Annotated in this window: 23 protein-coding genes and 1 pseudogene; 9 read left to right on the forward strand and 15 right to left on the reverse strand. The window is 71.3% G+C overall.

The window, feature by feature from the left end:
* Positions 1-38: 38 nt before the first annotated feature.
* From IE066_RS12175 to IE066_RS12190, 4 genes are all read right to left on the reverse strand, one after another.
* A complete protein-coding gene (locus IE066_RS12175; RefSeq protein WP_229790802.1) occupies positions 39-3,107 on the reverse strand; it encodes an efflux RND transporter permease subunit in 3,069 nt (1,022 codons plus the stop codon).
* Entirely contained in the window at positions 3,104-4,213 is a 1,110-nt protein-coding gene (locus tag IE066_RS12180) for an efflux RND transporter periplasmic adaptor subunit (protein ID WP_229790803.1), read from the reverse strand. The genes IE066_RS12175 and IE066_RS12180 overlap by 4 nt, the downstream gene beginning before the upstream one ends.
* A gap of 86 nt (positions 4,214-4,299) precedes the next feature.
* Positions 4,300-4,704, reverse strand: a complete 405-nt coding sequence (locus tag IE066_RS12185) for a VOC family protein (RefSeq protein WP_189450257.1) — start codon at positions 4,702-4,704, stop codon at positions 4,300-4,302.
* The gene (locus IE066_RS12190; RefSeq protein ID WP_189450259.1) at positions 4,704-5,501 is read right to left on the reverse strand and encodes a TatD family hydrolase; all 798 of its coding nucleotides are present in this window, start codon (positions 5,499-5,501) and stop codon (positions 4,704-4,706) included. Before IE066_RS12190 ends, IE066_RS12185 begins: the two co-directional genes overlap by 1 nt.
* A gap of 156 nt (positions 5,502-5,657) precedes the next feature.
* Here IE066_RS12190 and hrpB point away from each other — a divergent pair, with 156 nt between their 5' ends.
* Positions 5,658-8,168: an ATP-dependent helicase HrpB gene (hrpB, locus tag IE066_RS12195; protein WP_189450261.1), complete on the forward strand. Its 2,511-nt coding sequence runs from the start codon at positions 5,658-5,660 to the stop codon at positions 8,166-8,168.
* A gap of 103 nt (positions 8,169-8,271) precedes the next feature.
* Positions 8,272-8,694, forward strand: a complete 423-nt coding sequence (locus IE066_RS12200; protein ID WP_189450263.1) for a hypothetical protein — start codon at positions 8,272-8,274, stop codon at positions 8,692-8,694.
* Between the two features lie 280 nt (positions 8,695-8,974).
* Here IE066_RS12200 and IE066_RS12205 read toward each other — a convergent pair whose 3' ends face one another.
* The 4 genes and pseudogenes from IE066_RS12205 to IE066_RS12220 form a co-directional block, all read right to left on the reverse strand.
* Positions 8,975-10,054, reverse strand: coding sequence for a hybrid sensor histidine kinase/response regulator (locus IE066_RS12205; protein WP_189450264.1), 1,080 nt, complete (start codon positions 10,052-10,054; stop codon positions 8,975-8,977).
* 118 nt (positions 10,055-10,172) lie between these two features.
* Positions 10,173-10,709 (reverse strand): pseudouridine synthase, encoded by a 537-nt coding sequence (locus tag IE066_RS12210; protein ID WP_189450266.1) that lies wholly within the window; start codon positions 10,707-10,709, stop codon positions 10,173-10,175.
* On the reverse strand, positions 10,703-11,287 hold the full coding sequence (locus IE066_RS12215) for a DUF7010 family protein (RefSeq protein ID WP_189450268.1): 585 nt from the start codon (positions 11,285-11,287) through the stop codon (positions 10,703-10,705). Before IE066_RS12215 ends, IE066_RS12210 begins: the two co-directional genes overlap by 7 nt.
* Positions 11,280-12,026 (reverse strand): annotated as a pseudogene (locus IE066_RS12220) (class I SAM-dependent methyltransferase); the annotation flags it as partial. The gene IE066_RS12215 and the pseudogene IE066_RS12220, both read right to left, overlap by 8 nt.
* Before the next feature lie 264 nt (positions 12,027-12,290).
* Here IE066_RS12220 and IE066_RS14895 point away from each other — a divergent pair.
* On the forward strand, positions 12,291-12,422 hold the full coding sequence (locus IE066_RS14895) for a hypothetical protein (RefSeq protein WP_268244885.1): 132 nt from the start codon (positions 12,291-12,293) through the stop codon (positions 12,420-12,422).
* A 45-nt stretch (positions 12,423-12,467) separates the two neighbouring features.
* On the opposite strand, the gene IE066_RS12225 is transcribed toward IE066_RS14895, so the two are convergent.
* Positions 12,468-14,696 carry an NADP-dependent isocitrate dehydrogenase gene (locus IE066_RS12225; protein ID WP_189450270.1) on the reverse strand — a complete coding sequence of 743 codons (2,229 nt, stop codon included), beginning with the start codon at positions 14,694-14,696 and terminating at the stop codon, positions 12,468-12,470.
* 144 nt (positions 14,697-14,840) lie between these two features.
* Positions 14,841-15,212, reverse strand: a complete 372-nt coding sequence (locus IE066_RS12230; RefSeq protein ID WP_189450272.1) for a YkgJ family cysteine cluster protein — start codon at positions 15,210-15,212, stop codon at positions 14,841-14,843.
* A 98-nt stretch (positions 15,213-15,310) separates the two neighbouring features.
* Here IE066_RS12230 and IE066_RS12235 point away from each other — a divergent pair, with 98 nt between their 5' ends.
* From IE066_RS12235 to IE066_RS12245, 3 genes are read left to right on the forward strand one after another with little or no spacing between them, the layout of a single operon-like run.
* Positions 15,311-16,354 (forward strand): SPFH and helix-turn-helix domain-containing protein, encoded by a 1,044-nt coding sequence (locus IE066_RS12235; protein WP_189450274.1) that lies wholly within the window; start codon positions 15,311-15,313, stop codon positions 16,352-16,354.
* Between the two features lies 1 nt (position 16,355).
* The gene (locus IE066_RS12240) at positions 16,356-17,471 is read left to right on the forward strand and encodes a zinc ribbon domain-containing protein (protein WP_189450276.1); all 1,116 of its coding nucleotides are present in this window, start codon (positions 16,356-16,358) and stop codon (positions 17,469-17,471) included.
* A gap of 25 nt (positions 17,472-17,496) precedes the next feature.
* On the forward strand, positions 17,497-18,126 hold the full coding sequence (locus tag IE066_RS12245) for a 2-hydroxychromene-2-carboxylate isomerase (RefSeq protein WP_189450278.1): 630 nt from the start codon (positions 17,497-17,499) through the stop codon (positions 18,124-18,126).
* Here IE066_RS12245 and IE066_RS12250 read toward each other — a convergent pair.
* From IE066_RS12250 to IE066_RS12265, 4 genes are all read right to left on the reverse strand, one after another.
* A complete protein-coding gene (locus tag IE066_RS12250) occupies positions 18,123-18,392 on the reverse strand; it encodes a DUF5985 family protein (RefSeq protein ID WP_189450281.1) in 270 nt (89 codons plus the stop codon). The two genes, IE066_RS12245 and IE066_RS12250, sit on opposite strands and share 4 nt — an antisense overlap.
* Positions 18,392-18,649, reverse strand: coding sequence for a DUF5985 family protein (locus IE066_RS12255; RefSeq protein WP_189450283.1), 258 nt, complete (start codon positions 18,647-18,649; stop codon positions 18,392-18,394). Before IE066_RS12255 ends, IE066_RS12250 begins: the two co-directional genes overlap by 1 nt.
* Positions 18,646-19,023, reverse strand: a complete 378-nt coding sequence (locus IE066_RS12260) for a hypothetical protein (RefSeq protein ID WP_189450285.1) — start codon at positions 19,021-19,023, stop codon at positions 18,646-18,648. The genes IE066_RS12255 and IE066_RS12260 overlap by 4 nt, the downstream gene beginning before the upstream one ends.
* A gap of 95 nt (positions 19,024-19,118) precedes the next feature.
* Positions 19,119-20,918 carry a DUF885 domain-containing protein gene (locus IE066_RS12265; protein ID WP_189450287.1) on the reverse strand — a complete coding sequence of 600 codons (1,800 nt, stop codon included), beginning with the start codon at positions 20,916-20,918 and terminating at the stop codon, positions 19,119-19,121.
* 113 nt (positions 20,919-21,031) lie between these two features.
* On the opposite strand from IE066_RS12265, the gene IE066_RS12270 reads away from it, so the two are divergent.
* Positions 21,032-21,364 (forward strand): CopL family metal-binding regulatory protein, encoded by a 333-nt coding sequence (locus IE066_RS12270; RefSeq protein WP_189450289.1) that lies wholly within the window; start codon positions 21,032-21,034, stop codon positions 21,362-21,364.
* 49 nt (positions 21,365-21,413) lie between these two features.
* The gene (locus tag IE066_RS12275; protein WP_189450291.1) at positions 21,414-23,264 is read left to right on the forward strand and encodes a copper resistance system multicopper oxidase; all 1,851 of its coding nucleotides are present in this window, start codon (positions 21,414-21,416) and stop codon (positions 23,262-23,264) included.
* Here the strand turns inward: IE066_RS12275 and IE066_RS12280 are convergent.
* Complete coding sequence (locus IE066_RS12280) at positions 23,216-23,551, reverse strand: hypothetical protein (RefSeq protein ID WP_189450293.1); 336 nt, start codon at positions 23,549-23,551, stop codon at positions 23,216-23,218. The two genes, IE066_RS12275 and IE066_RS12280, sit on opposite strands and share 49 nt — an antisense overlap.
* An 84-nt stretch (positions 23,552-23,635) precedes the next feature.
* Between IE066_RS12280 and IE066_RS12285 the strand changes: the two genes are divergently transcribed.
* On the forward strand, positions 23,636-24,544 hold the full coding sequence (locus tag IE066_RS12285) for a copper resistance protein B (RefSeq protein ID WP_189450295.1): 909 nt from the start codon (positions 23,636-23,638) through the stop codon (positions 24,542-24,544).
* Positions 24,545-24,561: the final 17 nt, after the last annotated feature.

Here is a 24,561-nt window from a genome sequence, read left to right on the forward strand (position 1 = left end):
GACGATCGCGCCACCGCATGTTCCCGGACCGTCGCGCGTCAGGCCGCCGGCGGCTTCACGTCCCGACGCAGCTTGCGCCGCATCCAGCCGCCGAGATCGTCGACGACGGTGTACGCCGCCGGGATGACGACGAGGCTCAGCGCGGTGGACGTGATCAGGCCGCCGATCACCGCCATCGCCATCGGACGGCGGAAGCTCGAATCGCCGGACAGGCCGAGCGCGATCGGCAGCATGCCGGCGCCCATCGCGATGGTGGTCATGATCACCGGCCGCGCGCGCTTGCGACAGGCGTCGACCAGCGCATCGTGCTGGCTCATGCCCTGTTCGTCCTCGGCGATCACCGCGTAGTCGACCAGCAGGATCGAGTTCTTGGTGGCGATGCCGATCAGCATCAGCAGGCCGATCAGCGCCGGCAGCGACAGCATGTTGTTGGTGAGCAGCAACGCGCCGAACGCACCGCCCGCGCACAGCGGCACCGCGGTGAGGATGGTGAGCGGCTGCAGCGCGTGGTTGAACAGCAGCAGCAGCACCATGTAGATGCAGGCGATGCCGGCGATCATCGCGACGACGAAGCCGGTGAACAGCTCGACGAACACTTCCGCGTCGCCGGTATTGATGAAGCTCAGGCCGGCCGGCGGGTTCTTCACCGTCGGCAGCTGCTGCACTTGCTGCATCACCTCGCCCAGCGGCCGCCCGTTGAGCTCCGCGGTGAACGTCACGTTGCGCTGGCGCTCGTAGCGCGAGATCACCGACGGACCGCTCCCGGGCACGATGTCGGCGACCGCCGCGAGCGGCACCGGCCCGTTGCGCCCCGGCACGCGCAGCTGCCCGATCAGCGCGGGATCGCGCAGCGTCTGCTGCGCGAAGCCGACGCGGATCGGGATCTGCCGCTCTGGCAGGTTGAGCTTGGCAAGGCGCTGCGTGTAGTCCCCGCTGGTGGCGATGCGCGCGGCCTCGGCGATGTCGGCGGTGGCGACGCCGAGGTCGGCCGCGCGCTGCGGGTCGGGCAGGATCTGGATTTCCGGCCGCAGCAGCGAGGCCGACGAGCTGATGCTGCCCAGCCCCTTGATGGTGTGCAGCTCGCGTTCCAGCGCGACCGCGGCCGTCTGCAACTGCTGCGGATCGTCGCCCGCCAGCACCAGCATCAGGTTCTCGCCCGGCTCGTTGGAGATGTAGGACAGGCGCACGCCGGGCAGGTCGGCCAGGCGCGTGCGTACCTCGCGCTCGAGCTGCTTCTGGTCGCGGTCGCGATCGCCCGCTTGGCCCCAGTCGAGCACCAGATTGGCCTTGCGCGGCTCGCCGACGCCGGTCTTGCCGGGATCGCCGACGTCCAGCACCGAACCCACCGTCGCATACACCTGCTTGAGCTCCGGGATCGACTTCAGCTTCGCGCGCGCCTGCTCGGTGAGCGCGACGGTCTCCTCCAGCCGCGTGCCCGGCGCGAGCTCGAGGCTGAGGTTGCTGCGGCCGATGTCGGTAAACGGAATGAAGGTGGTCGGGATCAGCGGCACCAGCAGGAGCGAGCCGACGAAGAACGCGGTCGCGATGCCCAAGGTCATCCAGCGATGGCGCAGCGCCGCGTCGACGAGGCCGAGGTAGCGCCGCATCAGCGGGCCTTCCTTCTCCTCCTCGCCGTGCGACTTGAGCTGGTAGGCCGCGATCATCGGCGTCAAAAGGCGCGCGACCAGCAGCGAGAACAGCACGGCGGTCGCGGCCGTCCAGCCGAATTCGCGGAAGAACTTGCCGGCGATGCCGGGCATGAACGCGACCGGGATGAACACCGCGGCCAGCGTCATCGACGTCGCGATCACCGCGATGCCGATCTCGTCCGCGGCTTCGCGCGCGGCTTCCAGCGGCGTCTTGCCCATGCGCAGGTGGCGCACGATGTTCTCGATCTCGACGATCGCGTCGTCGACCAGGATGCCCACCACCACGCTCAGCGCCAGCAGCGTGATCATGTTGAGCGAGAAGCCCAGCCAGTACATCACCGCGAAGGTCGGGATGATCGACAGCGGCAGCGCGATCGCGGAGATCCACGTCGCGCGCCAGTCGCGCAGGAACAGCCAGACCACCGCGAGTGCGAGCAGCGCGCCCTCGAACAGCATCTCCATCGACGAGTGGTACGAGCGCTCGGTCTCGTCGACGGTGGAGGTCACCAGCTGGAAGGCGGTGCCGGGGTTCTGCTTCTGCAGCGTGTCGAGCGCGGCCTTCACTTCCTCGGCGACGGCGAGCTCGCTGGAGCCGCGCGTGCGCGAGATCGAGAACGCCACCACCGGCTTGCCGTCGAGCAGCGCGACCTGCGTGGGGTCGGCGGTCGCGTCGGTGATGCGCGCGAGCGTGCCGAGGCGCACGCCGCGGCCGTCCGGCAGCGCGATCGCGAAATCCTCGAGCTGCTTCGCGTCCTGCACCGTGGCGATGGTGCGCAGCACCTGCTGGCCGCTGCCGAGTTCGGTGCGACCGCTCGGGCGCTCGACCTGCGTGCGCGCCAGCTGCTGGTTCACCGCGCCCGCGGTGATGCCGTAGGCCTGCAGCGCGTCGGGATCGAGGTCGATGCGCACCATGCGCTCGACGCCGCCCTGGCGCGACACCTGCGCCACGCCCGGCACGCCGAACAGCGCGCGGGTCACGTCGCGGTCGACGAACCACGAGAGCTCGTCCACGCCCATGCGGTCGGAGGCCACCGCGTAGGTCATCAGCGCGCCGCCGATGGTGACCTTGGTGACCAGCGGCTCCTGCACGTCCTGCGGCAGGTCGGCGCGGATGCGGCTGACCGCGGCGCGGGTGTCGTCGAGCGCGCTGGCGAGGTCGGTCTCGAGCTGGAATTCGATCGCGGTGGTGCTCACGCCCTCGGTCACCGAGGAGGTGACGCGCTTGACGCCGTCGAGCGTGGCGACCTGGTCCTCCACGCGCCGCGTGACCTCGGTCTCCAGCTGGCTCGGCGCCGCGCCCGGCTGGCTGATGGTGACCACCACCATCGGGAAGCTGACGTCGGGAAAGCGCGCGACCGGCAGCTTCCAGAAACCCCAGAGGCCCGCCACGCACAGCACGAAGAAGATCATCAGCGCCGGCAGCGGCCGGCGGATGGCCCAGGCCGAGACGTTGATCATCGGGTCGCGCCCGTGCCCGTTACCGCGGGGGCCGCGGCCGTCGCCGGCACCACGCGCACCGGGTCGCCGTCGCCGAGGAAGCCGGCGCCCTGCTCGACCACCTGCGCGCCCGCCTGCAGGCCGCCGAGGATCTCGACCTTGCCGGCGGTCTCGGTGCCGGTGCGCACGCGCAGGCGGCGCGCGACGTTCTTGCCATCGACGGTGAACACATACGGGTTGCCGTCGCGCTGAACCACCGACGTCGCCGGCACCACCAGCGCGCGCGCCGCGCCGACCAGGATGCGGCCGGGCAGGTAGGCACCGGCGCGCAGGCCGTCGGGCTCGGGCAGGTCGGCATAGACCGTGGCGGTGCGGGTATCGGCGTCGACGCCCGGCGGCACGGCACGCACCTCGCCTTCGACATCACCCCCGGATGGCGACCGGATCACCACCGGATCGCCGACGTTCACCGCCGACAGCTCCGCATCGGCGAGTTCGGCGCGCCATTCCAGCCGGCCGTCGCGGATCAGCCCGATCAGCTCGGTGCCGCCGGCGACGATCTGCCCGGGCTGCACGTTGCGCTTGCTGACGATGCCGTCGGCCGGCGCGCGCAGCTGCGCGTAGCTGCGGCGCAGGCGCGCGGCGTCCAGCGAGGCGCGGGCGGTGGCCACGCGCGCATTGGCCTGGTCGCGCGCGGCACGCAGCTCGTCGACCTGCCCGGCCGAGATGTACTTCTCGCGCAGCAGCGGCTCGGCGCGGCGCAGGTTGGCCTGCGCCAGCGACGCGGCGGCCTGGGCCTCGCGATGGCTGGCCTCGGCCTGCTGCAGTTCGCTGTCGAGCGTGCGCGCGTCCAGCTCCAGCAGCACCTGACCCTGGCGCACGAAGTCGCCGACGTCGACGTACAGCCCGGTGACCCGCAGCCCCGTCACCTCGACTCCGAGCTGCATCTCCTCGCGCGCGGCCACGGGGCCGGACACGCGGATCTCGCGCGGAATCTCCTCGACGCGCGCGGGCACCACCGTCACCGCCATCGCCGGCGAGGCCTCGGGGGCCGCTTCGTCCTTCTTCCCGCAGCCGGCGAGCGCGAGCCCGGCCACCACGAACGCCATCCAGTGCCGCTTGGTCATCAGTCGAACCTTTGGGGCCTGCCGGCCCGATGGCCGACAAGGATACGGAGGGGTATGTCGAGGCGGCAGTAGGCCGTCGGGGGGCCTCAGGCCGCGCCGTTCCGGTACTGCAGCAGGTCCCAGCGGTTGCCGTAGAGATCCACGAACACCGCCACCGTGCCGTAGGGCTGCTCCACGGGCGGGCGGATGAACTCGACGCCGGCTGCGAGGAAGCGTTCGTAATCGCGCCGGAAGTCGTCCGTCTGCAGGAACAGGAACACGCGGCCGCCGGTCTGGTCGCCGACGCGCGCGGCCTGCTCGGGCGTCGACGCGCGGGCGAGCAGCAGCGTGGCGCCGGTCGCGCCCGGCGGCGCGATGACCACCCATCGCTTGTCCTGCTCGGGCTGGTAGGTGTCCTCGACCAGTTCGAAGCCGAGCCGGCCGACATAGAACTCGAGCGCCTCGTCGTAATCGCGCACGACGAGTGCGACATGCGCGATCGACTGGCGCATCAGCCGGCCGCCGGCAGCCGGAAGAACGCGCGCGCCGTCGCCGTGCTGGCCGCGGCGGCCGCCTCGACGGTCTCGCCGCGATCGCGCGCCAGTTCCTCGACGATGTGCGCGAGGAAGGCGGGCTCGTTGCGGCGGTCCTTGGGCGTCGGCTTCAGCGTGCGGGGCAGCAGGTAGGGCGCGTCGGTCTCGATCATCAGCCGGTTCGCCGGGATGTGCGGCACGATCTCGCGCAGGTGCTGGCCGCGGCGCTCGTCGCAGAGCCAGCCGGTGATGCCGATGTGCCAGTCGCGGTCGAGGTAGGCGAAGGCCTCCTCGCGCGTGCCGGTGAAGCAGTGCACCACCGCCGGCCCGAGCCGGCCCTCGAAGTTCTTCATGATCGCGACGAAGTCGTCGTGCGCATCGCGCTGGTGCAGGAACAAGGGCTTGCCGGTGTCGACGGCCGTCTGCAGTTGCATCTCGAACGCGCGCCGCTGCGCCGGGCGCGGCGAGAAGTCGCGGAAGTAGTCCAGCCCGCATTCGCCGACGGCGACCACTTCGTCGTGCGCGAGCAGCGCGCGCATCTCGGCATCGCATTCGGCGGTGTACTCGACCGCGTGGTGCGGATGCACGCCCGCCGTCGCGAACAGCACGCCCGGATGCGACTGCGCGAGTTCCAGCGCCTTCGGCGAATGCTCGCGGCTCGCGCCGGTCACCACCATCTGCGCGACGCCGGCCGCGCGTGCGCGCGCCAGCACCTCGTCGCGATCGCGGTCGAAGGACTCGTGGGTGAGGTTGGCGCCGATGTCGAGGAGCTGCACGGGTCGGGCTCGCGGAACGGGCCGCATAGGATAGCGACGCGCCGCGACGCAACGCCGGGTGCAAGCGGCCTCGCGCCGCCGATCGTCGTCGACGTTTCCGCCTTGGCAGCGCTCGCACGCGGTTGAGCCGCGATGGCGGCCCTCTATGCTTGTCGCGTGAATCGGCCCGCGTTCCCCATCGACCCCCTGCTGCCGCGCATCCGCGAGTCGCTCGCCGCGCATCCGCGCCTGGTGCTGGAGGCGCCGCCCGGCGCCGGCAAGACCACGCAGGTGCCGCCGGCGCTGCTGGATGCGCCGTGGCTGGACGGACGGAAGATCCTGATGCTGGAACCGCGCCGCGTGGCCGCGCGCGCGGCGGCCACGTTCATGGCGAAGAGCCGCGGCGAGGAGGTCGGCCGCACGGTCGGCTACCGCATCCGCTTCGAGAACCGCGTCTGCGCCGACACGCGCATCGAGGTCGTCACCGAAGGCATCCTCACCCGCATGCTGCAGGACGATCCGATGCTCGAGGGCATCGGCGCGATCCTGTTCGACGAGTTCCACGAGCGCCACATGGCCGCCGACCTCGGCCTCGCGCTCGCGCTCGACGTGCAGGCGCAGCTGCGCGAGGACCTGCGCATCGTGGTGATGAGCGCCACGCTCGACGGCGAACGGCTCGCGCAGTTCCTCGACGCGCCGCGTCTGTCGAGCGAAGGGCGCAGCTATCCCGTCGACATCGCGCATTTCCCCGCGCGTCGCGACGAGAAGACCGAGCACCAGGTGCGCCGCGCGATCGATCACGCGATCGCCGCGCATCCGGGCGACGTGCTGGTGTTCCTGCCCGGCCAGCGCGAAATCTCCCGCGTCCAGCAACTCGTCGAGCACGTCGACGCCGAGGTGCTCGCGCTGCACGGCGAATTGCCCGTCGAACAGCAGTCGCGCGTGCTGCAGCCCGCGCCCGATGCGCGGCGTCGCGTGGTGCTCGCCACCAACGTCGCCGAATCCAGCGTCACCCTGCCCGGCGTGCGCGTGGTGATCGACACCGGCCTCGCGCGCGAGCCCCGCTTCGATCCGGTGAGCGGGTTTTCGCGGCTGGACGTGGTGCCGATCGCGCAGGCCTCGGCCGATCAGCGCGCGGGTCGTGCCGGCCGCGTCGCCGACGGCTGGGCGTACCGCCTGTGGCCGCAGTCGCAACGGCTGGAGCCGCAGCGCAGGCCGGAGATCGCGCAGGTCGACCTGTCCGGCCTCGCGCTCGAACTCGCGCTCTGGGGCGGCAGCGACCTGCGCTTTCCCGACGCGCCGCCGACGGGCGCGTTCAACGCCGCACGCGACCTGCTGCAACGCCTGGGCGCGCTCGACGGCGCGACGGTCACGTCGCTCGGCAAACGCATGCTCGCGCTGGGCACGCATCCACGCCTGGCGGCGATGCTGCTCGCACCCGCGGATGCGCGCGAGCAGGCGCTGGCCTGCGACCTCGCCGCGCTGATCGAAGCGCGCGATCCGCTGCGCGCCGCGCCGGGCCGCCCACGCAGCGACGCGCTCGCCGATCGCTGGCAGGCCCTCGCCGCGTTCCGCGCAGGACGCGTGCCCCCCGAGGCCTCGCGCAGCGCGCTCGCGCAGATCGACCAGGCCGCGAAGCAGTGGCGCCGACGCCTGCGGCTCGACGCCGCGCCGCCGTCGCACGCCCCGCCGCATGCGCTCGGCGACGTGCTGCTGCACGCCTTCCCCGACCGCATCGCGCGCCGCCATCCGGTCGACGCGCTGCGCTACCAGCTCGCCAGCGGTCGCACCGTGCGCCTGTTCGACGACTCGCTGCTGCGCGGCGAGCCGTGGCTGGTCGTCAACGAACTGCGCGACGAGATGCGCGACGCGCGCATCCTGCAGGCCGCGCCGCTCGACGAGGCGCGGCTGGAGCGCGACTTCCCGCAGCGCTTCGTGAACGAGGATCGCGTGGTCTGGGACATGGACGCGCGCGCGATCAGCGCGGTGCGCGAGCGGCGTTTCGATCGCATCGTGCTGGAGTCGAAGCCGCTGCCGAAGCCCGACCCGTCGCGCTATGCCGACGCGCTCGTCGATGCCGTGCGCCAGCTCGGCCTCGATGCGCTGCCCTGGACCGATTCGCTGCGCCAGTGGCGCGATCGCGTGCGCGGCCTGCGTGCGTGGATGCCCGAGCTCGCCGATGCATTGCCGGACCTGTCCGACGGTGCACTGCTGGCGACGCTCGATACCTGGCTCAAGCCCGCGCTGTCGGGCAAGACGCGGCTCGATGCGCTGGGCGAGCAGGAGCTCGGCGAGGCGCTGAAGTCGAACGTCGACTGGGCCACGCGCCAGCGCGTCGACGCGCTCGCGCCACTGCGCATCGCCGTGCCGTCCGGCATGGAGCGCGCGATTGCCTATGCGACGGATGCGGACGGCACGCCGCAGTCCCCGGTGCTCGCAGTGAAGCTGCAGGAACTGTTCGGCCTCGCCGATACGCCGCGCATCGCCGATGGGCGCGTGCCGCTCACGCTGCACCTGCTGTCGCCCGCAGGCCGCCCGCTGCAGGTCACGCAGGACCTGCGCGGCTTCTGGGAACGCACGTACCCGGAAGTGAAGAAGGAAATGAAGGGCCGCTACCCCAAGCATCCCTGGCCCGACGATCCGTGGACCGCGACCGCCACGCATCGCGCCAAGCCGCGCGGCACCTGAGCTCGCGCGCAGCAAGCGGCCATTCAGCCGACGGCGCCGTCTCTCACGCCGCATCGACGATAGCGGCGGGACATTGAGCGCCGATCAACGAAGGACTTCGACGATGAACAGGCTGGATTCTCTGTCCGAACGCGCTCTCGACCTGGCCGGCCATGCGGGCGATTCGCTCCGCAGCCTCGCGCCGAAGGCGTCGACCCTGCTCAACAGCGGCATGAAGCTCGGCGCCGCGCGCGCCGGTGCGCGTGCCGGCCTCGCGGTGGTGCGCCGCAATCCCGTCATCGCGGTCGCCACGCTCGCCGGCGCCGGCCTGCTCTGGTACGCCGCGCGCCGCCGCGCCCAGCGCGCCGAGAACGGCAACGGCGAGGGCGAAACCATCGAGGGCAGCGCGCGCCGCATCGAGACGCGCAGTGCCGACAAGAGCGGCGGGCGCAGCGCGTCGCGTCGCAACAGCAGCGGCACCACCACGCGTCGCAGCGGCAGCGGCAGCCGTTCGCGTGCCACGCGCGAGTCGCGCACGCAGCACTGAGTTCGACGGGAAGGTCGGCCCGGGCCGACCCGACGATGCCGCCGGTTTCCGGCGGCATCGTCGTTTCTGCAGCCCGAAACCCTTCGCGAGGTTGCGGTTGCCGTCATTCGGATCGCAGCCCGTGACGCATCGGCCGCGCGACGACTACCGAAGTAAGCCCGCGAGGCCGGCCGACGACGCAGTCGCGCACCATGCACCGAGCTCCGGTGCACGCACGCCGCCGCGCGATCGCAGTGGAGTGTCAATGAACCGCGGCGCCGCGCACGGCGGCGACCGCGGCTCAGGCCTGCGGCAACTCGATGACGAAGCGTGCGCCGCCGCTCTTGCGGTCCTCGTACCAGAGCTGGCCGCCGGCCTTCTGCACGATCTGCTTGGCGAGCGACAGGCCTAGGCCCGAGGACATGCCGTCGTCGCCCTCGTGCAGGCGCACGAACGGCTTGAACAGCTCGCGCTGCTTGGCGGGCGGAATGCCCGGGCCGCGGTCGGCGACCACGAGCTGCCAGTAGCCGGGCGCACCCGGGCGGCCGGCGATGGTGAGCTCGCTGCCGGGCGCGTACTTCATCGCGTTGGTGATCAGGTTCTCGCTGACCTGGCGCAGCACGCGCTCGTCGATCCGCACCGAGACGTCCTGCGCGGGGCGCTCGACCTTGACCTGCAGCCCGCGTGCCTCGAGCTGGTACTCGTAGCGCTGCACCAGCCAGTCGATGGTGCCGGTGAGCGAGGCGGTCTGCGCCGCGCCCTCGTCGCGCCGGCCCGTGCTTTCGAGGTACTGGCGGATGTAGCCGAGCGCGTCGGTCGCGCTCTCGTGGATCATCGACATGTAGCGCGGTACGCGCTCGGGCTTGGTGGCCCCGGTGATCAGCATCTCGCTGGCGAACAGCACCGAGGACAGCGGATTCTTGAGGTCGTGCGCGACCAGGTTGACCAGCTCCTGGCGCTCGTTGGCGACGCGCTCGAGGCGGTCGCGGGTGAGCTTGAGGCCGACGTGCGCGGACACGCGCGCGAGCAGCTCCTCGGGCAGGAAGGGCTTGGTGACGTAGTCGACCGCGCCGGCGTCGAAGGCGCGCAGCAGCAGGTCGCGATCCTGCGCGGCGGTGACGAACACCACGGGCAGGCTCGGCGGCGCGGCGCCCGCGCGCATTTCCTCCATGACCTGGAAGCCGTCCATGCCCGGCATCATCATGTCGAGCAGCACGAGGTCCGGCGGATCGGTCTCGCAGATTTCCAGCGCCTTCGGACCGCTGTCGGCGGTCACCACCTGGTAGCCCTGCCGCGACAGCAGCATGCCGACGACCCGCAGGTTGGCCGGTTGGTCGTCGACGACCAGGATCTTGGCGGTGGTGCCGCTGGGGTTGCTCATTCGTCCTCTCGTGCGCGCCGATCCGTGGCGCATTCAGGAAGCGCCGACGTTATCAGACGGGCTCGTTTTATGCCGTGCGCCCTATTCAGGTTGAGTGAACGATTCACTCGCGTCGACGTCACGCAAGGCGGCGCCATTCGCCTGGCGCGAGGGTATCCAGCGCGTGCGCACCGATGGCCACGCGCACCAGTCGCAACGTCGGCAGGCCGACCGCGGCGGTCATGCGCCGCACCTGGCGGTTGCGGCCTTCGGTGATCGTGATCTCGAGCCACGCGTCTGGCACCGTCTTGCGAAAGCGCACCGGCGGATCGCGCGGCCACAGCGCCGGCGCGTCGATGCGCTGCACGCGCGCCGGGCGTGTCGGGCCGTCGTTGAGCTCGACGCCACGGCGCAGCGCGTCGAGCTGCGCCGGCTGCGGTTCGCCCTCGACCTGCACCCAGTAGGTCTTGGGCTGCTTGTGGCGCGGATCGGTGAGCCGGTGCGCGAGCCCGCCGTCGTCGGTGAGCAGCAGCAGGCCCTCGCTGTCGTAATCGAGCCGCCCCGCCGCGTACACGCCGGGTGGCAGGCCCAAGCCGGCGAGCGTCGGACGCGGCGGCGTGCTGCGATCGGTGAACTGGCAGAGCACGCCGTAGGGCTTGTTGAAGGCGATCAGCACGACGCGCCTTCGCGCCGGTTGCGGCGCCAGACCGAGGCGCCCGCGACCGCGTACAGCAGCGCCATCGCGGTGGGGATGGCAACGTTCGCCGCAGCTGGCGCGAGCGCCTGCAGTGCCGCCCCGACGACCGCGCCGGCGACACCCGATGCGTAATAGGCCGGCGCGCGATAGAGCCAACCGTACGGCAGGAAGTGCGCGCCGAGCATGGCGGCGAGCGCGAAGGCCACGAGGCGCACTTCCATCGCCAGCAACGCGATAACCAGCGGCCAGCCGAGCAGTTGCCCGACGGTGATCGCGCCGACGATGCCACGCAACTCGCTGCCGCGCGCGGCGAGGTCGCCGCCGAGCGCGCGGTTGAGCAGGTAGCCGGCCGGGTAGCCCAGCGCGCCGGCGATCACGAAGAACAGCGCGAGCGTGGCGGGATCGAGCCCGGCGAACGCGGCCACGCCCGCCATCGCGGCCCAGAACGGCACCGCCGCGAGCGTCATGCCGACGCCGCGGCGGGTGATGCGCACCAGCTTCCAGCGCGCCGCGCCCAGCGGCGCGGCGTCCACCCAGGCCGGTACGCCGTCAGGCACGCCGCTTCACGAAACGCAGGGTCATGCGATCGCTCTCGCCGATCGCCTTGTATTTCGCGTCGTCCGCGGCGTCGTGGCGATTGACCGGCGGCAGCGTCCACACGCCGTTCGGATGGTCCTTGGTGTCGCGCGGGTTGGCGTTGACCTCGCTCGAGCCGTCGAGCACGAAGCCCGCGGCCTGCGCCATCGCGATCACCTGCTGCTGGCCGACGTAGCCCGACTTGTCGGTGGCCGGCACGTCGGCCCTGGCGCGGTGCTCGACCACGCCCAGCACGCCGCCCGGCTTGAGCACGTCGAAGAAGCCGCGGAACATCGCTTCGGCGGTGCCGGCCATGCGCCAGTTGTGCACGTTGCGGAAGGTCAGCACCACGTCGGCCGAATTCGCCGGGCCGAACGACGGCGCCTTCGGGTCGAAGCCGACGATGCGCGCACGGTCGTACTGCGCGGGCGCGGCGTCGAACTTCTGCTGCAGCCCGTCGCGGTTCTTCTGGTAGTAGGCGCGGCTCTTCTCGTCCGCCTGCGACGCCGGGTCGATCACCGCCGCGACGTACTGGCCGTTGTCGCGCAGGTAGGGCGCGAGGATCTCGGCATACCAGCCCGGCGGCGGCGTGATCTCGATGACGGTCTGGTCGCCGCGCACGCCGAAGAAGCTCAGCGTCTCCTTGGGATGGCGATAGACGTCGCGCGCGACGTTGGCCGGGTCGCGCCAGCTGCCGGCGATGGCGGCGTCGAGCGCGGCGCCCATGCCGTTGGTGACCATCGGGCGGCCGGTGTCGGCATCGTTGGCGGTACTGGCGCAGGCGCCAAGCAGCAGGGTGGAGGTCAGGGCGGCGGCGAGCAGGATCGGACGCATGGCAACGCTCCAGTCAGGGGTGCGCGGAGCTTAACGGCAGTGGCCGGCAGGCGGCGTCGCCACGGCCGCCGCGGAACCGCCATCTCGCTGGCATCGGTCTGTCATGCGCGGCGGCGAAGCTGGCCGCATCCCCGATACAGGACGCCCGCCATGGACCCGACCCGCGATCCGGCCCCGTGCATGCCCGCGACGCCCTATCGGCACGTCGCCGCGCGTTGCGACGACGACGGCCTGCCGCCGGCGACGGTCGACCAGGACGTCGAGGAGTACTTCTTCGAGTGAGGGGCGGGTACCGGGCGGGACACGGACGTCCCGCCCGGCGGCGCGTCAGCCGCGTAGGCCGTCGATCACCGCGTTGAGCGTGGCGCTCGGGCGCATCGCCGACGACAGCTTGGCCGTGTCGGGCTTGTAGTAGCCGCCGATGTCGACCGGGCCGCCCTGCACCTCGACCAGCTCGCGCAGGATCGTGGCCTCGTTCTCGACCAGCGCCTTCGCCACCGGCGCGAACCGCTGCGCGAGCTCGGCGTCGGCGGTCTGCTGCGCCAGCGCCTGCGCCCAGTACTGCGCGAGGTAGAAGTGGCTGCCGCGGTTGTCGAGCTCGCCGACCTTGCGCGCCGGCGAGCGGTTCTCGTCGAGGATGCGCGCGTTCGCCGCGTCCAGCGCATCGGCCAGCACCTGCGCGCGCGCGTTGCCGTAGCGGTTGGCGAGGTGCTCGAACGAGGCGGCCAGCGCGAGGAATTCGCCGAGCGAGTCCCAGCGCAGGTAGTTCTCGGCGGTGAACTGCTGTACGTGCTTGGGCGCGCTGCCGCCGGCGCCGGTCTCGAACAGGCCGCCGCCGGCCATCAGCGGCACGATCGACAGCATCTTGGCCGAGGTGCCGAGCTCCATGATCGGGAACAGGTCGGTGAGGTAGTCGCGCAGCACGTTGCCGGTGACCGAGATCGTGTCCTCGCCGCGGCGGAGGCGCGCGAGCGAGAACTTCATCGCCTCGACCGGCGACAGGATGCGGATGTCGAGGCCCGCCGTGTCGTGGTCCTTCAGGTAGCGCTCGACCTTGGCGATCAGCTGCGCATCGTGCGCGCGGTTGGCATCCAGCCAGAACACCGCCGGCGTGTTCGACAGGCGCGCGCGGTTGACGGCCAGCTGCACCCAGTCGCGGATCGGCGCGTCCTTGGTCTGGCACATGCGGAAGATGTCGCCGGCTTCAACCGCCTGCGACAGCAGCACGTTGCCGTCGGCGTCGAGCACGCGCACGGTGCCGGCGGCCTCGAGCTGGAAGGTCTTGTCGTGCGAGCCGTATTCCTCGGCCTTCTGCGCCATCAGGCCGACGTTCGGCACGCTGCCCATCGTCGCCGGGTCGAAGGCGCCGTTGGCCTTGCAGTCCTCGATCACCGCCTGGTAGATGCCGGCGTAGGAGCGATCCGGGATGACGGCCTTGGCGTCCTGCAGCTTGCCCTCGGCATTCCACATGCCGCCGCTGTCGCGGATCATCGCCGGCATCGAGGCGTCGACGATCACATCCGACGGCACATGCAGGTTGGTGATGCCCTTGTCGGAATTGACCATCGCCACCGCCGGGCGGTTCGCGTACACCGCCTTGATGTCGGCCTCGATCGCGGCGCGCGTGGCCTCGTCGAGCTGCGGCAGGCGTGCGTAGAGGTCGCCGATGCCGTTGTTGGCATCGAAGCCGATGCCCGCCAGCGCGTCGGCATGCTTCTCCAGCGCCTCGCGGTAGAAGCGCTTGACCGCGACGCCGAACAGGATCGGGTCGCTGACCTTCATCATCGTGGCCTTCAGGTGCAGCGAGAACAGCACGCCCTGCGCCTTCGCGTCCTCGAGCTGCGCGTCGATGAACTGTGCGAGCTTCGTCGTGGACAGCACCGCGGCATCGATCACCTCGCCGGCCTGCAGCTTGAGGCCGTCCTTGAGCACGCGCGTCGCGCCGTCGGCGCCGGTGAATTCGATGCGTGCGGTGGTGGCGTTCGCCAGCGTGGTCGAGGTCTCGCTGCCGTAGAAATCGCCGCCGTCCATGTGCGCGACGTGCGACTTCGACTCGCTCGACCACTTGCCCATGCGATGCGGATGCTTGCGCGCATACGCCTTCACCGAGGCCGGCGCGCGACGGTCGGAATTGCCCTCGCGCAGCACCGGGTTCACGGCCGAGCCCATGACGCGGCCGTAACGTGCGCGGACGTCGCGCTCGGCGTCGTTGGACGGCTCTTCGGGATAGTCCGGCAGCGCGAAACCCTGCGCCTGCAGCTCGCGGATCGCGGCCTTGAGCTGCGGCACCGAGGCCGAGATGTTCGGCAGCTTGATGATGTTGGCGTCCGGCGTGGTGGCGAGCTGGCCGAGTTCGGCCAGGTCGTCCTTCACCGCGCGCTCGCCGAGCTCGGCCGGGAACTGCGCGAGGATGCGCGCGGCCAGCGAGATGTCGCGGGTTTCCACCGCCACGCCGGCCGCGCGCGCGAAGCCTTCCACGATCGGCAGCAGCGAGGCCGTGGCCAGGTACGGGGCTTCGTCGGTGAGCGTGTAGAGGATCTTCGGCGTGGTCGACATGGGGTTCTCGCGGAATCGGGCACGCGCGGCGTGCGGGGGCGATGCGTGCATCGCGGGACCGCGCATTGTCGCGTCTTGCCGCAGGGGCGGCAAAACGGCGGCCGTGTCGAAGCGGCCGTACGGCAGCGTGCGGACGCCGCGGCGTCAGGCGACGACGGCCTCGAGCGGCGATTGCGGGAAATCCGCCGGCTGCAACGGGGCCAGCCCGTGCGCGGCACGCGCGCGATCGCACTGCGGGCTGGGCGCGCCGTGCTCCCAGCTCGCGACGAGGTCGCGGCAGGGCGACGGGCGATGCGCGTAGATCGAGCAGGCGGCGGCCTCGCCGATCGTGCCGGCGAGCGCGACGCAGCGGATCGCCGCGCCGCCGTAGGTGCCGCGCATCACCAGCCGATGCGGATCGAGCACCTCGGTGAGCGCGGGCGGCGTACCGGCCAGATCCGGCTCGGTCTCGGACCAGTGGAAGGCGACGCGGTAATGGGCGCAGCAGGCGCCGCAGGCCAGGCAGGGATGGCGCATCGGTGGCGATCGGGCAGTCGAACGCGGACATTATCGCCGGGCCGCGGCATGCCTAGAATCGGGCGACCGGCGCGATCGCGCCCCAGCGAGGAGCGGACATGGGCGTTCTGGATTTCATCAAGGGCCAGGCGATCGAGATCATCGAATGGACCGACGACTCGCGCGACACGCTGTCCTTCCGCTTTCCGGACGAGGACAAGGAGATCAAGAACGGCGCGCAGCTGATCGTGCGCGACAGCCAGATGGTGCAGTTCGTCGCCGCCGGCCAGTTCGCCGACCTGTTCGGCCCCGGCAAGCACACGCTCAAGACCGAGAACATCCCGATCCTGTCGCGGATCCTCGGCTGGAAGTACGGCTTCGAGTCGCCGTTCAAGTGCGACGTCTACTACCTCAACACGCGCCTGTTCACCGGCAACAAGTGGGGCACCGCCAACCCGGTGATGATGCGCGACGCCGACTTCGGCCTCGTGCGGCTGCGTGCGTTCGGCACCTACGACTTCCGCATCGTCGACGCGCCGAAGTTCCTGCGCGAGGTCGCCGGCACCGACCAGAACTTCCGCCTCGACGAGTTCGAAGGCACGATGCGCTCGCGCATCGTCAGCGTGTTCACGGAGGCGCTGGCGATGGCCAAGGTGCCGGCGCTGGACATCGCCGCGCGCTACAGCCAGCTGGGCGAGGCGCTGCTGCCGGTGGTCAACCCGATCATGCAGGCCAAGTACGGGCTGGAGATCACCGCGTTCGTGGTCGAGAACGTGTCGGTGCCGCCGGAGGTCGAGCAGGCGATCGACAAGCGCTCGGGGATGGCGGCGGTCGGCGATCTCAACGACTACGTGAAATTCCAGATGGCCAGCGCAATGGGCCAGGGCGGCGGCAGCGTGGCCGCGGCGCCGGCCGAGCTCGCGATGGGCATGGCGATGGCGCAGCAGATGACGCAGGGCATGAACGCGGCGGCGGCGAAGCCCGCGCCGAGCGAGGCGCCCGCGCTCGACGTGCTCACCCCGGAACAGGCTGCGCAACTGCTGTCGGTCTCGACCGAGGACGTGATCGCCGCGATCGAGGCCGGCGAACTCAAGGGGCGGAAGATCGGCAACGCCTATCGCATCGCGCGCGCGGCGCTCGACGAGTACCTGCGCGGCGCCTGACGTGGTCGACGTCGTCCCGTCCGTCGCCGAGGCGACGCTCGACAAGCGCGCCTGCCCCGAATGCGGCGGCGACCTGCAATGGAACGCCGCGAAACAGGCGCTGGTCTGCCCCTACTGCGGCACCACCGCGCCGTGGCAGCCGGGCGACCCCGCGCCGGGCGCGATCGCCGAGCTCGACCTCGCGCAGGCACTCGCGAAGGCCGACGAGGGCGGACGCGGCTACGGCGAGGCGCGCCGCCAGGTGCAGTGCGAGAGCTGCCGCGCGATCAGCGTGTTCGAGGCGTCGCGCGTTGCCGACCGCTGCGCGTTCTGCGGCTCGCCGGCGATCGTGCCTTACGAGGCGCTGAAGGACGCGATCACCCCGCAGAGCCTCCTGCCCTTCCGCATCGCCGAGACGCAGGTGCGCGAGTCCATCCGCACGTGGTACGGCACGCGCTGGTTCGCGCCGAACCGGCTCAAGCGCGCCGCGCTCACCGACACCCTGCGCGGCCTCTACCTGCCGTACTGGACCTTCGACGCCCACGTGCACGCCGAGTGGACTGCCGAGGCCGGCCACTACTACTACACGACCGAGGCCTACACGCAGAACGGGCAGACGCGCACGCGGCAGGTGCGCCACGTGCGCTGGGTGCCGGCCGCGGGCGAGCTCGACCACTTCTTCGACGACGTTCTGATCGCCGGCACGCAGGGCGCGCACGCGCCGCTGCTGGCCCGGGTCGAGCCGTTCCCCACCACCACGGACCTCGTGCCCTATGCGGCCGAGTACGTGCGCGGCTGGACGGTGGAGCGCTACCAGGTCGATCTGCGCCGCGCGGCCGATCTCAACCTCGCGCAGATGGAGCAGGACGTGCGCGGGCTGTGCGCCGCGCAGGTGCCGGGCGACACGCACCGCAACCTGTCGGTGCATTCGACCTACCGAGGTCGCACCTTCAAGCACGTGCTGATGCCGGTGTGGCTGGTGAGCTACACCTACGGGCGGCGCGCGTTCCAGGTGCTGGTCAACGGCTATACCGGCGCGATCGCCGGCGAGCGGCCCTACAGCTGGATCAAGATCGCGCTGGCGGTCGCCGCCGCGGCGCTGGTGGTGCTCGGTTACCTCTGGCTTGACCGCCGTTGATTCCCTTCATGCAGGCGACCACGCCATGACGATCCGCTGGTACTTCGACTTCATCTCGCCCTTCGCCTACCTGCAGCGCCGGCGCGTGCGCGAGCTGGCCAGGCACCACGCGATCGAATACCGGCCCGTGCTGTTCGCGGCGCTCCTCGACCGGCTCGACCACAAGGGCCCGGCCGAGATGCCGCAGAAGCGGCGCTTCACCTATCGCCACGTGGTCTGGCGCGCGCGCAGCGCCGGCATCCCGCTGCGCTTTCCGCCGGCGCATCCGTTCAATCCGCTGGCCGCGCTGCGCCTGTGTATCGCCGCCGGCTGCACCGACGAGTCCGTCGACGCGATCTTCGACCACCTCTGGCGCGATGGCCTGCGCGGCGACGACGCCGAATCGCTCGCGCCGGTGGCCGCGCGGCTCGGCCTCGACGCGGCAACGGCGATCGCCGATCCCGAGGTGAAGGCGCGGCTGCAGCGGAACTACGAAGCCGCCGTTGCCGACGGCGTGTTCGGCGTGCCCACGTTCGCGCTCGACGGCGAGCTGTACTGGGGCGAGGACGCGACCGCGATGTTCGAGGACCGCCTGCGCGACCCGGCCGCCTTCGAGGCCGGCGAGATGGCGCGGGCAGGCGCGCTGCCGATCGGCGTCGAGCGCGTGCGCCGCTAGCGGCCGAGCCGCCGCGCGACCATGTTCTTGTCGAGGATGCCCGCGATGATCAGGCCGAAGAACACCAGCCGCGCGAGCAGGTAGGTAGGCGCGGCTTCGCTGCCGGCGCCGAACCAGGCATACACCCCGCGATTGACGGCTTCCAGCATGAAGGCGGCGGCGAACCACAGGAACAGCCGGTCGCGGCCACTGCGCCAGAAGCGCAGGAACAGCAGCGCGGCCACCGCGGAGCCCATCGACACCATGCCGAGCAGGAACATCTGCATCAGCGTTCCTCCATGATCAGGCCGTAGATCAGGCTGCCGACCGCCAGCAGCGACAGCCCGTGGCGCACCGGCCACAGCGCCGCGCCGGGGAACACCAGCGCGTCGAGCACCATCACGATGTTGGAGGCGGCGAGCAGGCCGAAGCAGATCGCGCTCCACACCAGCATACGCGAGCGCGTGCGGCGCGCACCGAGCGTGAGCAGTGCAGTACAGAGCAGCCCGGCGGCCGCGCACAGCAGATAGACGATGCCGTTCATTCGTCACGCCTCATCACGAATGCATCCGCGAAATCGCGGGCCTGCCGACCGACGCTGGAGTGGATCAGTTCCGTCACCGCGACCACGCGCCGGCTGTAGGTGCCCGCGAGTTCGTCGACCAGCCGCGCGAGTTCGCCGCTCGCCGGCGCATACCGCGCCACGCCGTCCGCGTGTGTCGCTAGGTCCTCGCGGCAGAGCTCGGCGACGAGGGCGTCGACGCGCGGCTCGGGCAGGTACAGACGTTCGGCGAGCTCGCGCATCGTCCAGCCGTCCGCGCGTGAACGCAGCAACAGGAGCGCCTCGAGCATCGGCACCGAATGGATCTTGGCGACGACGAACCTTCGCAGGTCCGGCGCCAGCATTGCAGTGGCCATTGGCCCATGCTGGCGCGATGCAGCCCGTCGCACAAGACTTGCACGACGGGCCGTCTGCAGGCAGGCCCTTCGATGAACAGGGCTTTTCGAGCGGTTTACTCGATGGGTTGGTCCAGCATGAGCTCGCGCACGAAGCGCACCGGCGGCGCGCCGTAGCCCAGCACGCGGTCGTGGTAGCGCTTGAGGTCGAACGCGGCGCCCTCCTTGGCCTCCACCGCGCGGCGCATGTCGAAATGCTCGGCGCTGCCGACGAAATACGTGGGCAGCTGGGCGCTGGAGAGCTGCGCCCGCACCCACTTGCCGGCGGCCTCGCGCTCCTGCTGGAAGGTGTCGTGCATCATCAGGCGCATGGCCTGATCGCGGCTCCAGCCGTCCACGTGGACGCCCTGGTCGAGGATCGCGTTGGCGATGGTGCGCAGGTAGAACTTCAGCTGCACCAGGCGGAACAGCGGGTCGCTGTCCATGTAGCCGGCGTCGGCCATCATGTCCTCGGTGTAGACCGCCCAGCCTTCCGCGAACAGGCCCGAGCGCAGCACCCCGCGCAGCGTGGACGGATGCCGCGCCGAGTGCATGCCTTCGAGGTAATGGCCCGGCATCGCCTCGTGGATGCTGAGCAGGTGGATCATCCGCGAGTTGTATTCGCGCAGGAACGAGTCGGTCTGCGCGGCCGTCCAGTCCTTCGGGATCGGCGAGATCGCGTAGTAGGTGTCCAGGCCCTTGTCGAGCGGGCCGGGCGAATCGGCATAGGCGACCGCCACGCCCTGCTGGAACTCCGGCATCAGGATGATCTTGACCGGGTCCGGCGGCACGGTGACGAGATCCTTCGCCTTGACGAAGGCGGTGGCCTGGTCGAGCGCGGCGCGCGCGTCCTCGACCACGCGATCGCGCGCGGGGCGCTCGGCGTACGCGAGCTCCAGCGCGGCCTCGATGGCCTTCTGGCGCTGGTCGTCGGTGGGCGTGGCGGGCGTCGCCGGCGCGCCCTTGCGCCCGGCGAGCACCTTCTTCGACAGGCCGTACATCTCGTCGCGCACGCGTGCGAGTTCGGTGCGCGCGCGCTGGCCGATCTCCGCGCGCGACAGCGAGGACATCAGTGCGAACTTCAGCTTGCGGTCGTAGAGCCCGGCGCCGATGCGCCATTCGCCGCGCGCGTTCGGCACCAGCGTGCCGTCCAGCCACGCCTGCTGCTCGGCGACCGCCTTGCGCAGGCCCGCCACCGCCGCGTCCAGCCGGGCGCGATCCGCACCGCTCAGCTGGTCCGCGTTCGGCACGATGAACTGCTCGATCAGCTGCAGCACGCCGGCGTTCTGCTTGGCCACCGTCTCGGCATGGATCTTCGGCACGCGCGCGGGGTCGAGGTTGGCGCGCATCTGCGCGAACAACGTCGGAATCCGCTCCATGCGCGCGGTCGCCGACTTCAGGCGCTGCGGCATCGGCGCGAACTCGCGCGCCATCAGGTTGTAGATCGCACCGCCGGCAAGGCCGCTGTAGACCTGCGGGTCCCAGGCCCAGCTCTGGAAAGTCTCGAGGTTCCAGATGTCGGATTCGAGCTGGTTGCGCAGGATCAGCGCGTCGACCTGGTTCTCGCGGCTGAGCGCCTGCGTGTCGATCGCATCCAGCGCGGCGAGCGTGCGGCGGCTGAAGTCGACCAGACGCGCGCGGCCGTCGGCGGAGAGGTCGTCGATGCGGTCGTCGAAACGGTGGTCACCCAGCTGCGTCGCGCTGACCGGGTTCAGGCGCATCCAGCCGTCGAGCCAGCCATCGGCGACCGCCTTGAAGCGCGCGTCCGCGGTCTGCTGCGAGGCCATGGCGGGCGGCGCGTCGGGCGCGGCGAGCGGCGCGCTCTGGCAGCCCGCGAGCGCGAGGGTGACGGCGAGGGCGAGAAGGGATGCGCGCATGGCGGCTCCGGCATTCGGGGAAGCCCAAGCATAAGCGGCGACGCCCGCGTTCATGCGGCGGCGGCCCGGCGGATGGGCGCGCGCGGTAAAGTACCGACATGCGGACATTTCCGGTGCTGCTGCGTCTGCTGCTCTGCCTCGCGCTGGTCGCGAGCGGCGTGGCCGGTGCGCGCGCGCAGGCGCGCATGCAGCTCGAGTCGCATGCGATGACGGCGATGGCCGACATGCCGGACTGCCACGACGCGGCGCCGGCCGAGCCGCTGCCCGCGAGCCACGACGACTGCTGCGATGCCGGTCCCTGCGCGTGCCCGGTACCGGCCGTGCCCGTGTTCACCGGCCTGCGCCTGGCCGCGGCATTGCCCGACGCCATGCAGGCATCGATGGACTTGACGCCGCGCCACCGCGCGCCGCGACTGGGCGATCCATTGCGACCTCCCATCGGCTGACGCGTCGCCCGTTCCGGGCCGTCCCTTCCGCCTTTCTGGAGTGAATCCCATGCTGTTCGACTTTCCGGACGCCCGCGCCGCGGGCGTTCCGTCGCCGTCGCGTCGCCGCTTCGTGCAGGGCCTGGCCGCCGGCGGCGCCGCGCTCGCGCTCGGCGCGCGACTGCCCGCCTTCGCCGCCGCGCCGCGCGTGCCCGAGCTTCGCGGCACCGACTTCGACCTCGTGATCGGCGAAACGCCGGTCGACTACACCGGCCGCGTGCGCCCCGCGGTCACCGTCAACGGCTCGCTGCCGGCGCCCGCGCTGCGCTTCCGCGAAGGCGACACCGTGACGCTGCGCGTGCGCAATGCGCTGCCCGCGGGCTCGGTGCACGGCCACCACACCTCGATCCACTGGCATGGCCTCCTCCTGCCCGCGAACATGGACGGCGTGCCCGGCATCTCCTTCGACGGCATCCATCGCGGCGAGACCTGGGTCTACCGCTTCGACGTGCGCCAGGCCGGCACCTACTGGTACCACTCGCACTCGGCGATGCAGGAGCAGGCGGGGCTGTACGGGGCGCTGATCATCGATCCCGCCGGCCCCGAGCCGTTCGCCTACCAGCGCGAGCACGTGGTGCTGCTCTCGGACTGGACCGACCTCACGCCCGCGGCACTGTTCGCGCGGCTCAAGCGCATGCCGGGCCACGACAACGTCTACCGGCGCACCGTCGGCGACTTCGCGCGGGACGCCTCGCGCGACGGGCTGCACGCCACGCTCGCCGACCGCGGTATGTGGGGCCGCATGCGCATGACGCCGAGCGACCTCTCCGACGTCAACGCCAACACCTACACCTACCTCATGAACGGCACGACCGGCCCGGGCAACTGGACCGGCCTGTTCGCGCCGGGCGAAACCGTGCGGCTGCGCTTCATCAACGGCGCGTCGATGACCTATTTCGACGTGCGCATTCCCGGCCTCGAGATGACCGTGGTCGCCGTCGACGGCCAGTACGTGCACCCGGTGAGCGTCGACGAATTCCGCATCGCCGCGGCCGAGACCATCGACGTTCTGGTGCGGCCCTCGGGCCAGGACGCCTACACGCTGTTCGCGCAGGACTCGGCGCGCACCGGCTTCGTGTCCGGCACGCTCGCGGTGCGCGAGGGCCTGCGCGCGCCGGTGCCGCCGCTGGATCCGCGCCCCATCCTGACCATGCGCGACATGGCGATGGACCACGGCACGCACGGCGCCCCTGCGATGCCGGCCGCGACGCCCGATGCGCATGCCGGCCACGCCATGGCGGGCATGGACCACGGCGCGCATGCGATGCCGGCGCCGGTCGATCATTCCGCGCACGCCATGCCGGCGACGGATCAGTCGATGCACGGCGGCATGCCGATGCAGTCGCATCCGGCCAGCGAGCGCGGCAATCCACTGGTGGACGGGCAGGCGATGACGCCGACCTCGCGCCTCGAGGATCCCGGCAACGGCCTGCGCGACAACGGCCGCCGCGTGCTCAGCTATTCGATGCTGAAAAGCCTGTCCGGCGACCCCGACGGCCGCGAGCCGGGCCGAAGCGTCGAGCTGCACCTCACCGGCCACATGGAGCGCTTCGCCTGGTCGTTCGACGGCCAGAAGTTCAGCGACAGCGCGCCGCTCGCGTTCAAGTACGGCGAGCGCCTGCGCATCGTGCTGGTGAACGACACGATGATGTCGCACCCGATCCACCTGCACGGCATGTGGAGCGACGTCGAGGACGACGACGGCGCGTTCATGGTGCGCAAGCACACCGTCGACATGCCGCCGGGCTCGCGCCGCAGCTATCGCGTCACCGCCGACGCGCTCGGCCGTTGGGCCTACCACTGCCACCTGCTCTACCACATGGAGTCCGGAATGATGCGGACCGTGGAGGTGCGCGAATGAAGGCCATGCCTCTGCTCGTTCTCGCCATCGCGTGGCCGGCGCCTGCGCAGCACCACGCCGATGCGCAGGTGCACGCCGCGCCGCAGTCGCAGCCGGCGCCCGATCCGCATGCGGCGCATCGCGCGACACGGCAATCGCAGAGCGTTTCCGCAGCCGCCGCGCATGATGCCGATACGCACCCCGCGAATGACGCATCGGCACATGCCGCTCACGCGCCTCCGGCCGCTGCGCGGTCGGGCGCCCATGCGGCGCACGCAGACCACGATGCCGCCGCTGCGGATCGGCATGCCGCGCACCGCGATGCGTCGCCATCGCCATCACCTGGCGATGCGACGACGCTGGGTGCCGAATCAAATGCACACGTCGACGGGGTGCCAGCACCGGGCGCACCCGCGGGCCCCGCATTCGAAGCCGGCAGGCCGCACGACGCGCATGCGGGACACGAACGCCACGACACCGCGCCCGACCCCCATGCCGCGCATCGCGTAACCCCCGCGGCACGCGCGCAACCCGCATCCGTCGATCCGGGCGCGCACTACGCGATACCCGCGTGGTCACCCGCGGAAGCCACCACGCAGCCGCGCACGCCCATCCCGGCGGTCACCGACGCCGACCGCGCCGCGGCGTTTCCGCCGGTCGCCGGCCATGCCGCGCACGACCGCACGCGCCACGGCTTCCTGCGCGTCGACCGGCTCGAAGCCGACGATGCCGACGGCTACGCCACGGAGGTCACCGGCTGGTACGGCGGCGACATCCATCGCGCCTGGCTGCGCGCCGATGCGCATGGCGACGGCGGCGGCCTCGAAGCGGCGCGCGTCGAGCTTCTGTACGGCCGGCTGGTGACGCCGTGGTGGGACGTGGTCGGCGGCGTCCGTAAGGATGTCGGCGAAGGCCCGTCGCGCACCTGGGCGGCGGTCGGCCTGCAGGGCATGGCGCCCTACAAGTTCGAAGTGCGCGCAACCGCGTATGTCGGCAGCGGCGGCCGCACCGCGATGCGCGTGGAGGCCGAGTACGACACGCTGCTCACCAATCGCTGGATCCTGCAGTGGCGCACGGAAGCGGAAGCCTTCGGCCGCGACGATCCCGCCCTGCATCGCGGCAGCGACCTCGCCACCGTCGAAGCCGGCGCGCGGCTGCGCTACGAGATCACGCGCGGTTTCGCGCCCTACGTCGGCCTCGAGGTCGATCGGGCGTTCGGCGGCACCGCCGACTACCGGCGCGAGGACGGGGAGGCGGTGCGCGACACGCGCATCGTCGCCGGCCTGCGACTGTCGTTCTAGCCTTCGCTGGCGTGTAC

It is taken from the genome of Cognatilysobacter xinjiangensis, from assembly GCF_014651995.1.
Classification (GTDB): Bacteria; Pseudomonadota; Gammaproteobacteria; order Xanthomonadales; family Xanthomonadaceae; genus Cognatilysobacter; species Cognatilysobacter xinjiangensis.

Coding starts and splice junctions, on each gene's coding strand:
- IE066_RS12175 (WP_229790802.1), bottom strand. CDS start 3,107: ATGATCAACGTCTCGGCCTGGGCCATCCGCCGGCCGCTGCCGGCGCTG.
- IE066_RS12180 (WP_229790803.1), bottom strand. CDS start 4,213: ATGACCAAGCGGCACTGGATGGCGTTCGTGGTGGCCGGGCTCGCGCTC.
- IE066_RS12185 (WP_189450257.1), bottom strand. CDS start 4,704: ATGCGCCAGTCGATCGCGCATGTCGCACTCGTCGTGCGCGATTACGAC.
- IE066_RS12200 (WP_189450263.1), top strand. CDS start 8,272: ATGAACAGGCTGGATTCTCTGTCCGAACGCGCTCTCGACCTGGCCGGC.
- IE066_RS12205 (WP_189450264.1), bottom strand. CDS start 10,054: ATGAGCAACCCCAGCGGCACCACCGCCAAGATCCTGGTCGTCGACGAC.
- IE066_RS14895 (WP_268244885.1), top strand. CDS start 12,291: ATGGACCCGACCCGCGATCCGGCCCCGTGCATGCCCGCGACGCCCTAT.
- IE066_RS12225 (WP_189450270.1), bottom strand. CDS start 14,696: ATGTCGACCACGCCGAAGATCCTCTACACGCTCACCGACGAAGCCCCG.
- IE066_RS12230 (WP_189450272.1), bottom strand. CDS start 15,212: ATGCGCCATCCCTGCCTGGCCTGCGGCGCCTGCTGCGCCCATTACCGC.
- IE066_RS12235 (WP_189450274.1), top strand. CDS start 15,311: ATGGGCGTTCTGGATTTCATCAAGGGCCAGGCGATCGAGATCATCGAA.
- IE066_RS12245 (WP_189450278.1), top strand. CDS start 17,497: ATGACGATCCGCTGGTACTTCGACTTCATCTCGCCCTTCGCCTACCTG.
- IE066_RS12250 (WP_189450281.1), bottom strand. CDS start 18,392: ATGCAGATGTTCCTGCTCGGCATGGTGTCGATGGGCTCCGCGGTGGCC.
- IE066_RS12255 (WP_189450283.1), bottom strand. CDS start 18,649: ATGAACGGCATCGTCTATCTGCTGTGCGCGGCCGCCGGGCTGCTCTGT.
- IE066_RS12260 (WP_189450285.1), bottom strand. CDS start 19,023: ATGGCCACTGCAATGCTGGCGCCGGACCTGCGAAGGTTCGTCGTCGCC.
- IE066_RS12265 (WP_189450287.1), bottom strand. CDS start 20,918: ATGCGCGCATCCCTTCTCGCCCTCGCCGTCACCCTCGCGCTCGCGGGC.
- IE066_RS12275 (WP_189450291.1), top strand. CDS start 21,414: ATGCTGTTCGACTTTCCGGACGCCCGCGCCGCGGGCGTTCCGTCGCCG.
- IE066_RS12280 (WP_189450293.1), bottom strand. CDS start 23,551: ATGCCGATCCGCAGCGGCGGCATCGTGGTCTGCGTGCGCCGCATGGGC.